The following is a 13,548-nucleotide window of genomic DNA, read 5'->3' as shown; positions in this document are numbered from 1 at the left end:
TTAATAACGGGATAAACCCGCCAAAATTTTTTCAGGAAGTTTCTGACGCGCTTGAAAAGCGGCATCGGCGATAGCGTGAGCAAATGCATTCACATTTGCACTGCCATGGCTTTTTACCACCACCGCAGTCAATCCAATAAACGAAGCCCCATTATATTCATCAGGATTAATACGTTTTAAGCGTTGATACTTTGTCTTAAATAAATAACGCATTCCCCAAAAAACAGGTTTTAAACAATAGTGTTTAGAGGGCTCTTTGAATAAAGATAAAACATTTTTTGCTGCGCCCTCTAAAGTTTTTAAGGCAATATTGCCGGAAAAACCATCACTGACAATGACATCCGCTTTACCGTTTAGCAATAAATCACCTTCAACAAAGCCGATATAGTTAAGTGCGGTTGATTTTTCTAACAAATTTGCGGCATCACGAATAAATTGATGCCCTTTAATTTCTTCCACACCAATATTTAATAATCCGACTCTGGGATAAACTAAATTGAGTTGATGTTCGGCAAAAATGCTCCCCATTATAGCAAATTGATAAAGATTTTCTGCACTGCATTCCAGGTTTGCACCGAGATCCAACATCACCGATTTTTCACCCTCAATTGTCGGTATCATGGAAACTAAAGCTGGTCTGCTAATTCCGTTAAGAGGTTGTAATAAAATCTTCGATAATCCCATCAATGCCCCGGTATTACCGGCACTTACACAACCTTGTGCAACACCATGCTGAACCGCCTCAAGAGCTAAACGCATTGAGGTATTTTTACTACGGCGTAGTGCATAAGAAACACCTTGATTATTATCAATAGTTCGAGTGCAATGATGGATTTGAATGCGTTCTAAACTGGCTTTTGGAATGTTTTCAAGAAAAGGGGATATTGCTTGGTTATCACCAAATAAGATCAAAGAAAGCATTGGATCATTTTCCAATGCTAAAAGCGATGCGGGGATAGTAATACGGGGACCAATGTCCCCGCCCATCACATCTAACGCTAAGGTTAGACGATTCAAGTGAATACCTATAAGTAAAAAATTACTTATTAATCACTTTACGACCACGATAGTAACCGTCTGCGGTTACGTGATGGCGTAAGTGAGTTTCACCACTTGCTTTATCCACTGATACTGCAGCAGTTGTTAACGCATCGTGTGAACGACGCATATCACGACGTGAACGAGATTTTTTATTTTGTTGAACAGCCATTGGCTATACTCCTAAATTTAATTTACTTTTGTTTTAAATTAGCTAATACAGCGAACGGGTTCGGTTTTTTTGCCAATTCTTCCGGCAATTCGCCAAAAACCTGTTCCTGCGCGTACACTTCACAGTGTTCAGATGAATGCTTTGGTACAAGTGGTAGTGTTAAAATTAACTCATCTTCCACTACACCAAGTAAATCTATTTCACCAAATTCATTAAACTCAATTGGCTCATAAATTTCCGGCAATACATCAGCCTGATCCCAGTTAGCCACCGGACTGTAAATAAAATCACATTCCAATGTGTGCTTAAAGGGTTCACCACAACGTTGACATTCTAATTCAACATCAACCTGTGCTTTTCCTTTCATCACCACTAATTTCTGCGGATCAATATAAAACGATAATGTTACCTGTGCATCGCTAAGCACATTTACCACAGACTCAGCCAACCGCACTAACTGATTAATCGTGTAACAACCTTCATAATCAATTCGCTGTTGTGCGCCTTTAACCGGGTCTACAGTGAGGGGTAGTTTTACCTTTTGCATAGGGCGTGAATATTACCTGTTGTAAAGAAAATAGTCAAAGGGAAATCACACTTTTTACGCAATAAAGACACATAACTTTCGGGCAAAACTAGCTTTTACAAGAATTCCCTTTTTTCATTACTTTTCCAAAATCATTTTTAGCATCAGGTTTTGAGAGATGATTTGGGGCACCTTTTTGAACCGGATAAATAGAATCCATTTGCCACTGATTCCAACCACCATCATACACAATGGCATTTTCCCACCCTGCAAGTTGCGTCATAAACCAAGACACACCGGCGCGCCAGCCGGTACCACAATAAAAGGCTAACTTATCATTTTTTTCAATCCCCTGCGTTTTCCACAAGGCAAAAATTTCATTTGGGTTACGTAACGTCCCATCAGGATCATAATAATCCGCCATATTGGATGAATCCGTTCCTGCAAATCCCCAGACAGCCCCTAGAGGTTCACCTTTTCCGGGTATGTAGTCATAACCGCTGATTTTTCCCACGTATTCATCCCAAGAACGATTACTAATCAACTTTAAGCCTTGTTGCTGTGCTGTGATAATTTCTTTTGGTGTTTCAATATTAATGGAGGGATTAGCCGGAATTTTTGCCCCAAAAACCCTTTCCGGTATCGGTGTATTTACTGTGGTTTCCGTTGGTAGATCAGCATCCATCCAAGTAGAAAGATTACCATTTAACACCCTAACATCTTTTACACCCGCCCATTTCAATGCCCAAAATACGCGATAGGCGGCTAATTGGTTATCGGAATATAAAATGATCGTTTTATTCGCAGTGATGCCATTTTTTAATAAATTTTGTTCGATCACATCCGGTGATGATAAATTCCAGATTGGGCCGTTTTCAATCCAATCTGTATCAAAGTGATGTGCACCGACAATATGCTGAACATAATTCTGAGATTTTTCTAACGATCCCCAAGAAACTTCAAAAATCGCAAATTGATTATTATCATAGGTTTCCGGTTTTTGACCATTGATCACCGCATTAACCCACTCAGGCGATACACTATAGTGAAAATTGGGGAAACTTTCTAAAGGATAGCCTGCATTGGCATAGCTCACAAAATCATTAAACACAAATGTTTTGTACCCTTTTGCCGCAAAATCTGCACTGATACAAGCAAGATTATCAGGATTAGAATCATAAAAAACCAATGTTTTATCTTTTGTTATTCCTTTATCTGCGGCAAAAGATTCAAATTTATCCGGTGCAATCACATCCAACCACGAGCACGAAAACGACACAGCACCGAGAATATGTCCGCCTCGGGTCGCATTTTTATCTTTAAAGCCGTTATAAAAGCTATCTTGGCGAGAATCAATCATCACATAATTCGGATTATTTAAATTATCCAAAAGTGCTTTGGTTTCAATCGTTTTTACTTGATTATCCTCACAACCGGCAAGTGTAAATAATATACTCACCCCAAGTAAAGTGCGGTTAAATTTCATCTTGTTTTCTCCTTTTATCTTTTGATAAACCACTTATTTGCTATCCAACAGCCCATTAAGATACATCCTGTCGCCAACCAGCCTTGCCAAGAAAAATAAGCCGTTGCCACTAAAGCATTGGTGACAGTGCATCCCCCTGCCAATGCAGCCCCCAATCCCATCACTACGCCGCCAACAATACGACGTAAAGCTTCTTTAGGCTCAGGTATTCTTAAATGAAAATTACCGCTGAGTTTTGCCATTAAGAATGAGCCAAGCGGAATACCCAAAACAAACAAACTTCCCCAATTTAAATAGCGCTGTTGTCCAATCACTAAATATTGCATCACATTAGCAGAAGGTACAGCAATGCCATAGCCATAATGACGACCGGTTCGCGAGCTAAAATACCATGCCACAAGCCCCAATATACCTATTAATAATCCACCAAAATAAAGATTCCACTGAGATTTAAAAATGCGGTCAAAAAAAGAAAGATTTTCAGAATGGTAGGATTCCTCTCGACAAAGAAACAAAATCACTGTCAGAAACACCAATATCCCAACTAACCACCAAGGCGAAATAGAGAATGTTAAATAGATGTTATTCCATTCTGTACTTTGCTGCGTCCAGCGGTTGATAAATTGATGGAGGCTACCGGTTTGCGTTGAGGCTATTGTGATAGCAAAAGCTATCAATGCTAAGAAACTCCCAATAGCACCTTCTGCTGAACGAAACCAGGCTCCACTTCCACAACAGTTACTCAATACCATTCCGACACCAAATAACAGTCCGCCGACTATGGTGGCTAAAATCGGTAAAGTCGTTTGAGGAATATTAATGACACCAAACTCGGCAAGTGTAAACAACCCTACAGATTGCCCACTGATTGCAATTAAAAGTGCGGTTAAAAATTGGAAATTTTTTTCAAAAAATAAACGGCGAAAGCCTGAGACAAAACAAAATTGTGTTCGTTGAAGCAGGATGCCAAAAGCGATCCCAACCAAAAGCCCGGTAAACATTGATTAAACCTTAATACTGATGTTTAGAAATGAGGGTATAGATGATAGCAAACAAAAATGCGGCTGAAAACAACCGCACTTTATGTTTATTAATTATTCTAAACGTTTCGCCACTTCTAACCAATCTGCCTTAAATTCACGGCGCATATTATTAATGGCATCAATAATATCATGGTGAACAAGCTGTTCATTTTGGATACCCACACAATAACCGCCTTTACCTTGAAGCAGAATATCCACCGCATAAACCCCCATACGTGAAGCTAAAATACGGTCAAATGCACAAGGTGAGCCGCCACGCTGAATATGACCTAACACAGTAGCACGGGTTTCGTGCCCTACTCTCGCTTCAATTTCTTTCGCAAGAGAATGCACATCAGTGATTAATTCAGTGATGGCAACGATAGCATGGCGTTTGCCACGGATAATACTACGTTCAATTTGTTGTACGAGCTCTTCACGATTAAATTCCATTTCAGAAGCAACAATATATTCGCAACCGCCTGCAATACCTGCAGAAATCGTCAAATCACTGCAATGACGTCCCATAATTTCTACGATAGAAATACGCTGATGAGAACTTGATGTATCACGTAAACGGTCAATAGCATCCACAGCCGTTTGTAACGCAGTTTGATAACCGATTGTATAATCAGTCCCTGCCACATCGTTATCAATGGTCCCCGGAATACCTACACAAGGGAAACCATGTTCTTCTGTTAAAAGTTTTGCGCCCATATAAGAGCCATCACCACCAATCACAACTAAAGCATCAATGCCGTGTGAACGTAAAATTTCCGCACATTTTGCCCGCACTTTCGGATCTTTAAATTCCGGAAAACGTGCCGACCCCAAAAACGTACCGCCACGATTAATAATATCGGATACACTATAACGGTTTAGTTGCTTAATTTTGTTATTATATAAGCCTTGATAACCATCATAGATACCAAACACATCTAAACCTTCCGCTAATGCCGCACGCACGACACCACGAATTGCGGCGTTCATACCCGGTGCATCACCACCACTGGTTAATACTGCAATTTTTTTAATCATATACTACCTACTTGAGTTAAATTGAATAAAATGAAGAAATGTCGCTAAGATTACACGATTCAGCCAATAGGCTCTAGAAAAAATTTGAGAAATTTATTCACCTTTTGATCTAGATAAATTTTTATTTCAGATCCTGACAATGCCACTGCCAATCCATTTTCTCTAAATTTTTCATTTCTTTTGCAATCAGGTATTTTTGCAAATGCTGTAAAATCTTTTCTTTACTTAAATGTCGGCTCTTTTTTACTTTCTGCGAGTATTGAAACTGAACAAAACCGCATCTTATCATCTCTTTTCCCATCATCATATTCACCTGCCAATAAGGATCATTTTCTGTTGGCGGATAAATCACATAGCCTTTTAATCCCTCATATTTCTTGGTTTTATCATCTTTGATGGGGGTTAATTTGAATGAGGAAACCTCCGTGTTGCGATAAATGCGTTCACGTAATGTAATACGTTCCTTAATATCACGGTGTTGTTCATTTCGATCGAGTAATAACTCAATTTGTGATTGCCATTTTTCCAAGGTATCGGGTTGGCTTAAATAAACATAACGGGCGACACTGCCTAAATCCTGCCCTGCAACCATTTGATATGATTTGTTTTTATGTTTAATTTGATTCGGCACAGCCAACTGTGAAGGTTGGCTTGCACAGGCAGAAAGCAAAAGTGCGGTCAAAATTATAATAATTTTATTCATCATGATCTCGCTTAAACACCCATTCTTTTTCCGTTGATGTCGTCTCATCAAACCAATAACCGCCCAAATTAAAGTCTTTCAATTGCTCAACTTCCGTTATACGCTGCTGAATCATATAACGACACATCAGCCCACGGGCTTTTTTCGCATAAAAACTCACCACTTTATATTTACCGTTTTTATTATCTAAAAAAACCGGTTTTATAATTTGAGCATGAAGTTGGTTTTCTTTCACAGATTTATAATATTCATCGGAGGAAAGATTAACCAATACACTATCACCTTGAGCATCAAGTGCTTGCTGTATTGATTGAGTAATAATATTGCCCCAAAACGCATAAAGGTCTTTACCTTTAGTATTTGCTAATTTTGTCCCCATCTCTAAACGGTAAGGTTGCATTAAATCAAGAGGCTGGAGTAAACCATATAATCCGGAAAGCATACGGAGATGGGACTGGGCAAACATAATCTCCTCATCAGACAAAGTCTCCGCATCCAAGCCTGTATAAACATCCCCTTTAAAAGCGAAAATAGCCGCTCTTGAATTCTGTTCGCTATGTTCAACTGTCCACTCGGCAAAACGTGCGGCATTTAAGCCGGCAAGCTTATCGCTAATCGACATCAAAGAAGCAATTTCTTGCGGGGAAAATTGGCGACAAATCTCAATTAATTGTGCACTATAATCGGTCAAGTGCGGTTGAAAAACAGGAAGATTTCTAACCGCACTTTCAAAATCTAGGGTTTTCGCGGGGGAAATAAGGGCTAACATAGTCTCTCCTCAATAAAATTGAGCGCCATTCTAGCATATTTCTACACGCGTTTATAAAGTCCATTTTCACACAGAATCAAATCCTGCAACTCCAGATCTAAAAGTTGAACCAACAGCACCTCTACCGTCAAACCAAATTCTTGAGCAAGATCATCAATACTCACCGGCGTATAACCAATACGCGCATAAAGTTTAGGGTGGCTTGGGGCTTCCACCAAACGCCGAGGATTCGGTGGCGGTGTATAATTTGCCGTTTCAATTTGATTAACATCAATTTCAGTTTGACTATGAATGGAATGTTGATAAAGCGTCTCGAGAATATCTTTCACATTTTCGACTAACATAGCCCCTTGCTTAATTAGGCGATTACAACCACGGCTAAACTCACTCATCACACTCCCGGGCAAAGCAAAAATTTCACGGTTTTGCTCCAAAGCATAACGTGCGGTAATGAGAGAGCCGCTTTTTTCCGTTGCCTCAATCACCAATGTTCCTACCGAAAGCCCACTAATAATACGGTTACGGCGGGGAAAATTCATCGCTATGGGCGGTTGATTTGGCACAAACTCAGAGACCAATGCACCATTATTTTCAAGAATTTGCTCTGCCAATTCCCAATGTTTTGCAGGATAAATTTCATTTAAGCCACTTCCTAACACGGCTATCGTTTGCCCTTTAATATCCACCACAGCACGATGACAATGCCCATCAATGCCTAAGGCTAAACCGCTTGTAATGGTAAAACCGGCAAGAGACAGTTCTGTGGCAAAATATTTCGCCCACTGTTCCCCATAAGAGGTGCAATATCGACTGCCAACCATTGCCATTTGTCGCTGTGAAATGGCTGTCACATTCCCCCTCACAAATAACAAAGGAGGAAAACTACCAATTTGTTTCAATAAGTAAGGATAAAAAGGAGAAAAATAATTCACCAAATGATTCCCTTCTTTCTCAGCCCAAGTCAGTGCCGAATCCATAAATTTCCTTTCAGGCTTAAACCAACGGCGAATCTGAATCGCTCCCCAGCCCATTTGACGAAATGCAATATCGTCATAGCTTAGCAATTCCTCCAAGGTCACCTTTGATAAAATTTTCTCAATTGCCACCCCGCCTAGTTTGGGTACTTGCATTAAGCGTAGTAATGTTTCATTGATGTTCTTCATTTCTTTTTTCTCATACCTTCAATAAATGCCCGATTATGTAATAAATAGAAAAATGTGCGAGTTTTTCACCGCACTTTTGCGATCCATATCTCAAAAATAGAAATTAACCTCAGCGAATCTGCCAACTTTCTCTCACCGATTAAAATCTCCCCTTTAGTTTTTGCACAAAAATTTACAAAAATCACCTCTTAATAGCTTGACACAATCGTTTTTTTTTTTTCAATAGGCAGATTTTAAATTTCACTAAGAGAACATAAAAAATGAGAACAAAAAAGCGAGAAGAAGAAAGTGCGTTATTGCATTTTGAACGCTTTTGCAAACAACAAAACTGGACTTTCCAATTAAATTGCCAACCGGAAACCTATCCTGATGCACTCGTAACCCTAAATGGAAGACAAACTTGGATAGAAGTAACAACTGCTTATTTAGATCAGGGACAAGCAAAATATCATTCAAATCCCAATAGACCTTCAATACGAGAAGAGGTTATTTCTTTAGTGGGGATTGAATATCAGTTTTATCAACGTGTTTTTGACGCAATCAATAAAAAACTCCAAAAAAACACGATGAAAGAAACTGCACAAACAAAGGGGAAAGGCATTTTAATTATCTTATTTACCACACCTTTTACATCTGAAGAAAATAATTTATTTGTAGAAAGCTACAAGGATGATTATTTAAAATTACTCAATCATCACCCTAATATTTTTGAAGAGATCTATTTACATAATGTTTTCACAAAACAAATACTCAAACTTATTTAAAAAATATAAGCCATTAATAATACCAATAATATTACTAGTTTTTATTGTTGCAGAGTTAATTCAGTATGATTGGATACTTTCAGAAAAATATGAACATTTAAATTTTCCCATTACTAATCAACTTTCAGCGATAGGAAGCCTTCTTTCAGCCGTTAGAAGTATGTTTTCTGCCGTATTTGCTTTTTATGCCATTAATATTTCATATCGAACTTGGCGTAATGATAAATATTTAACCTATATACAAAGGCTTAATGAAACTCACGAACAAGCATTTAAACAACTAAATAAAATCTTACCGTATTTAAAGGATACTCAATATCACAATATAGCAGACGTACCCTATAAATTATCTTTAGATGAAACAAAAAACACCTTGAATTTTGAAAAATATAAAAACCTATTGAGAGAATATGAGCGATTTAAATCGCCATATCCTTATCATCTTAAACTGATTAGAGTATTAACTTATTTAGAAGCCACTTATAATCAACTAGGACACTATTTACTACTTTACATTGAGGAAAATGAAAATGGGGTATGGGAAACAGGAGATGAACAATACAAACAAAAAGCAGATAAATCAATTAAACGCTTATTGAAATTAGAACATTGTTTTTCTAAAACAAGAGAGAAAATACTTTCTCATCTTTATCAACAAATTCATAAAATCTAAATACACAGTAAGGAAATAAAAATGAAACATCATAAAACTTCATTCTTTTTCACCGCACTTTTCGCTTTTTCTACCGCCACAGTTAGCCCTATTGTTTTAGCTGATGACGAAAACGATAAGGCTCAATTTCTACAAGTTCTACAAGGCGTTAAAGCAGTTAAGAAAGGTGATTATCAAACAGCGTTTAGTTTATGGAAACCGTTAGCAGAACAAGGGAATGCAATAGCACAATTTAATCTTGGGTTGATGTATTACAACGGACAAGGGGTAAAACAAGATGATGCCGAAGCGGTAAAATGGTACACAAAATCTGCCGAACAAGGGAATGCAAAAGCACAATTTAATCTTGGGTTGATGTATGACAACGGACAAGGGGTAAAACAAGATTATGCCGAAGCGGTAAAATGGTTCACAAAATCTGCCGAACAAGGAAATGCAATAGCACAATTTAATCTTGGGGTGATGTATGAGAAAGGACAAGGCGTAAAACAAGATGATGCCGAAGCGGTAAAATGGTACACAAAATCTGCCGAACAGGGCAATGCCGATGCACAATTTAATCTTGGGTTGATGTATTACAACAGACAAGGGGTAAAACAAGATGATGCCGAAGCGGTAAAATGGTACACAAAATCTGCCGAACAAGGAAATGCAATAGCACAAGTTAATCTTGGTGTGATGTATGAAAGAGGACAAGGGGTAAAACAAGATAACACCGAAGCCGTGAAATGGTACACAAAATCTGCCGAACAAGGTAATGCAAATGCGCAATTTAATCTTGGGGTGATGTATGACAACGGACGAGGGGTAAAACAAGATTATATTCAAGCGAAAAAATGGTATGAAAAAGCCTCAGAGCAAAAGCACGCTGCTGCCACCACAAATCTTGGCTATCTTTATGAAAATGGCTATGGCACAAGACAAGATAAACACAAAGCCCGTGAGCTTTATGGCAAGGGTTGCGATTTAGGTAATCAGATTGGATGTAATAATTACAATAATATGAAAGATATGTTTTTAGTTGAAAGTACTGAAAGTATATTTGAACGTCATGCCAAAGAACGTAAAGAGGAAGCAGAGCGTCAGGCAAAAGAACGTATCGAAAATGGCAAAAAAGATTTTGAGGAAACCTTAACCAAAGTAAAAAATGAGCCTAAAAATGCAGAAGCCCTATATCAACTTGGCGATTATTACAACAGAGGCTGGGGGGTTGAAGAAAATAAACAGCAATCCGAAAAATGGATGACAAAAGCGGCTGAACGAAATCATCGAGGAGCACAATATTGGTTGGGGATTTATTGGTTAGGCTGGGACGTGCAATATAATGTTGCTTATGGATACGATATTGCTAAAGGCATTGATTATTTAACCCAAGCAGCGAAACAAAATCACTCAGAAGCACAACATGTACTGGGGCTTCAATATTTAAATGGGGTGACGGTACGACAAGATTTATATAAAGCTAAAGGATTATTCGGACAGGCTTGTGATAACGGCAACATGGAGGGGTGTCAAAATTATAAAGATGAAAGATTGCAAAATCTTCCAAACCCGTTTGAAAAAATATTTGGTGAATATTGGGCTACGATATTGGGTGGCTTAGTGGCATTAATGCTCACATTGATTGCGTTTTTACTTGGCAAAAGATCAAAAAATAAAAAGGAAAAATAGCGTTTTTTCTACCGCACTTTTGCCAAAAAAGCGTAAAAAACAAAAAAATTTGATGATTTTTTTACACACTTAGAAATAAACAAAAGACAGAGTGAAAATAGGTATTTAACCTAACACAAAAGAATATTATTCCAACAACAAAAACATAAAAAGATAATTTAACTATTTTTACATTATTAAAAACTCACAGACAAACATAAAACACTAAAAAAAGCATTTGACAGCCCTTTATTTATTCGTAACATAGCAAGGGTTTCACACAGGATTTTCGTAGGATTTTTTATGTTTTTTTCCGTTTCTTTATCACTCAATCTGCTGCTCACACATTCTTTGTGCGGCTAGCTTGTGGATGAAAAACCATTAAATGTAAAAAACAAAAACTAACCCGCACTTCATAGAATTGCGGGTTTTTATTTAAAAAATTTTGTAAAAAATAACCGCACTTTCGGCACTATTTTTAAAAGGACATTGTTATGACAGATCGCGTAATTATTTTTGACACCACGTTGCGTGACGGTGAACAAGCATTAAAAGCGAGCTTGACCGTTAAGGAAAAATTGCAAATTGCTTTAGCGTTGGAACGCTTAGGGGTCGATGTGATGGAAGTGGGCTTTCCGGTATCCTCTCAGGGAGATTTTGAATCGGTACAAACCATTGCACGCCATATCAAGCATTCACGTGTAGCGGCGTTATCCCGTGCGGTAGATAAAGATATTGATGCCGCCTACGAAGCCTTGAAGGTGGCAGAGGCCTTCCGTATTCACACCTTCATCGCCAGCTCTGCCTTACACGTGGAAGCCAAATTAAAACGCACTTTTGATGATGTCGTGGAAATGGCAGTTGCCGCAGTAAAACGAGCCCGTAATTACACCGATGATGTGGAATTTTCCTGCGAAGATGCGGGGCGTACGGGCATTGATAATATTTGTCGTATTGTAGAAGCCGCCATCAACGCCGGTGCGACAACCGTCAATATTCCCGATACCGTAGGTTATTGTTTACCAATAGAATATGGCAACATTATCGCTCAGGTGCGTAATCGTGTGCCGAATATCGATAAAGCGGTGATTTCCGTGCATTGCCACAACGATTTAGGTATGGCAACTGCCAATTCCTTAACTGCTGTACAAAATGGTGCACGTCAGATTGAATGTACCGTCAATGGTATCGGTGAACGTGCCGGTAATACCGCCCTTGAAGAGGTGGTGATGGCAATTAAAACCCGTCAGGAATTGTTTGGTGTGGATACCCGCATTAACACACAAGAAATCCACCGTGTCAGCCAAATGGTGAGCCAGCTTTGCAATATGCCGATTCAACCAAATAAAGCCATCGTGGGTTCTAACGCCTTCGCCCATTCCTCAGGTATCCATCAAGACGGTATGTTGAAAAACAAAAATACCTACGAAATTATGTCGCCGGAAACCATCGGGTTGAAAAAAGAAAAATTAAACCTCACCGCCCGTTCCGGTCGTGCCGCAGTGAAAGGTCATATGGCGGATATGGGTTATACCGAGCAAGATTATGATTTGGATAAATTATATGATGCCTTCTTGAAATTGGCAGACAAAAAAGGACAAGTGTTTGATTACGATTTGGAAGCCTTGGCATTTATTGATATGCAGCAAGGTGATGAAGATCGTTTGGTATTAGATAAACTTTCCGCCCACTCCACCAAAGAATATCCGGCAACGGCATTTGTTCAATTACAATTAGACGGAGAAAAATTAAGCACATCTTCTATCGGCGGTAACGGCCCTGTGGATGCAGTATATAACGCCATTTTGACCTTAACGGGCTTAGATATCAAAATGTCTCACTACAATTTAACCGCTAAGGGAGAAGGTGCGGAAGCCTTAGGCCAAGTGGATATTGTGGTGGAACACGAGGGACGCAAATTCCACGGTGTTGGTTTAGCAACGGATATTGTGGAATCCTCAGCATTGGCGTTGGTGCATGCGATTAATGCGATTTATCGATCTCAGAAAGTTGCGGATATTAAACATCATAAAGCAGTCGGGGCTTAATCCCGTTCAGGTTTCGCCCTGAAGGGCGAGTTACTTTTCTTTGCTTTGCCAAAGAAAAGTAACCAAAAGAAAAGCAACCCTGCTTTGCCTTAACCCTTTGTTCCATTGAATTTGCTTAACGGAAATTTTCTGAACTCGCTACGCTCAAACAGACGAAAATTTCCTACAAATTCAATTCCACAAAGGCGGCAAAGAAGGGAACCCGATAAAGTGCGGTTAAAATTCTAGATATTTTTATATCTTAAAAATATTGTTAAAACCAACCGCACTTTTCAAATGATGTGCCGATTAATTCGGGGCCCCATATAAATCGCCTTTGCGACTTGGCATTTTTAGCTAAATTTGTACTGTTTGAGCGTAGCGAGTTTACAAATTTAGCGTTAAGAAAATGACAATAAAGCAAAGATCAGCGATTTAACTGGGGCGTGTTTTCTTTGCCTACTTTCTTTTACACGAGTAAAAGAAAGTAGGTCGCCATCGGCGAAACCCGATGCTA

The 13,548-nt window shown here is 38.8% G+C and carries 13 protein-coding genes; 4 read left to right on the top strand and 9 right to left on the bottom strand.

Going from position 1 to position 13,548, the window contains the following annotated elements; translation table 11 throughout:
• From plsX to dprA, 9 genes are all read right to left on the bottom strand, one after another.
• A complete protein-coding gene (plsX, locus tag E4T92_RS09905; protein ID WP_135094566.1) occupies positions 1 to 1,017 on the bottom strand; it encodes a phosphate acyltransferase PlsX in 1,017 nt (338 codons plus the stop codon).
• A 22-nt stretch (positions 1,018 to 1,039) separates the two neighbouring features.
• Positions 1,040 to 1,210 carry a 50S ribosomal protein L32 gene (gene rpmF, locus E4T92_RS09900; protein WP_005544470.1) on the bottom strand — a complete coding sequence of 57 codons (171 nt, stop codon included), beginning with the start codon at positions 1,208 to 1,210 and terminating at the stop codon, positions 1,040 to 1,042.
• A 22-nt stretch (positions 1,211 to 1,232) separates the two neighbouring features.
• The gene (gene yceD / locus E4T92_RS09895; protein ID WP_018355424.1) at positions 1,233 to 1,757 is read right to left on the bottom strand and encodes a 23S rRNA accumulation protein YceD; all 525 of its coding nucleotides are present in this window, start codon (positions 1,755 to 1,757) and stop codon (positions 1,233 to 1,235) included.
• 88 nt (positions 1,758 to 1,845) lie between these two features.
• Positions 1,846 to 3,222, bottom strand: coding sequence for a rhodanese-like domain-containing protein (locus tag E4T92_RS09890; RefSeq protein WP_135094564.1), 1,377 nt, complete (start codon positions 3,220 to 3,222; stop codon positions 1,846 to 1,848).
• A gap of 14 nt (positions 3,223 to 3,236) precedes the next feature.
• Positions 3,237 to 4,223 (bottom strand): YeeE/YedE family protein, encoded by a 987-nt coding sequence (locus tag E4T92_RS09885; RefSeq protein ID WP_135094562.1) that lies wholly within the window; start codon positions 4,221 to 4,223, stop codon positions 3,237 to 3,239.
• A gap of 93 nt (positions 4,224 to 4,316) precedes the next feature.
• Entirely contained in the window at positions 4,317 to 5,282 is a 966-nt protein-coding gene (gene pfkA, locus E4T92_RS09880) for a 6-phosphofructokinase (protein WP_077543091.1), read from the bottom strand.
• A gap of 121 nt (positions 5,283 to 5,403) precedes the next feature.
• On the bottom strand, positions 5,404 to 5,985 hold the full coding sequence (locus tag E4T92_RS09875) for a hypothetical protein (RefSeq protein WP_077543092.1): 582 nt from the start codon (positions 5,983 to 5,985) through the stop codon (positions 5,404 to 5,406).
• The gene (gene yaaA / locus E4T92_RS09870) at positions 5,978 to 6,754 is read right to left on the bottom strand and encodes a peroxide stress protein YaaA (RefSeq protein ID WP_135094558.1); all 777 of its coding nucleotides are present in this window, start codon (positions 6,752 to 6,754) and stop codon (positions 5,978 to 5,980) included. The genes E4T92_RS09875 and yaaA overlap by 8 nt, the downstream gene beginning before the upstream one ends.
• Positions 6,755 to 6,795: 41 nt before the next feature.
• A complete protein-coding gene (gene dprA / locus E4T92_RS09865) occupies positions 6,796 to 7,917 on the bottom strand; it encodes a DNA-processing protein DprA (RefSeq protein WP_077543094.1) in 1,122 nt (373 codons plus the stop codon).
• Between the two features lie 260 nt (positions 7,918 to 8,177).
• Here dprA and E4T92_RS09860 point away from each other — a divergent pair, with 260 nt between their 5' ends.
• From E4T92_RS09860 to leuA, 4 genes are all read left to right on the top strand, one after another.
• On the top strand, positions 8,178 to 8,681 hold the full coding sequence (locus tag E4T92_RS09860) for a hypothetical protein (protein WP_135094556.1): 504 nt from the start codon (positions 8,178 to 8,180) through the stop codon (positions 8,679 to 8,681).
• The gene (locus E4T92_RS09855) at positions 8,647 to 9,354 is read left to right on the top strand and encodes a hypothetical protein (protein ID WP_135094554.1); all 708 of its coding nucleotides are present in this window, start codon (positions 8,647 to 8,649) and stop codon (positions 9,352 to 9,354) included. Before E4T92_RS09860 ends, E4T92_RS09855 begins: the two co-directional genes overlap by 35 nt.
• Before the next feature lie 21 nt (positions 9,355 to 9,375).
• On the top strand, positions 9,376 to 11,025 hold the full coding sequence (locus E4T92_RS09850; protein ID WP_135094552.1) for an SEL1-like repeat protein: 1,650 nt from the start codon (positions 9,376 to 9,378) through the stop codon (positions 11,023 to 11,025).
• Positions 11,026 to 11,498: 473 nt separating this feature from the next.
• Positions 11,499 to 13,052: a 2-isopropylmalate synthase gene (gene leuA / locus E4T92_RS09845; RefSeq protein ID WP_135094551.1), complete on the top strand. Its 1,554-nt coding sequence runs from the start codon at positions 11,499 to 11,501 to the stop codon at positions 13,050 to 13,052.
• The last annotated feature ends 496 nt before the right edge of the window (positions 13,053 to 13,548 follow it).

The sequence above is a fragment of the Pasteurella sp. WM03 genome (genome assembly GCF_004570945.1).
In the GTDB taxonomy this organism is placed as follows: Bacteria; Pseudomonadota; Gammaproteobacteria; order Enterobacterales; family Pasteurellaceae; genus Rodentibacter.
Note: the sequence above shows the minus strand (reverse complement) of the source record. Positions and strands in the feature narration are given on the sequence as shown.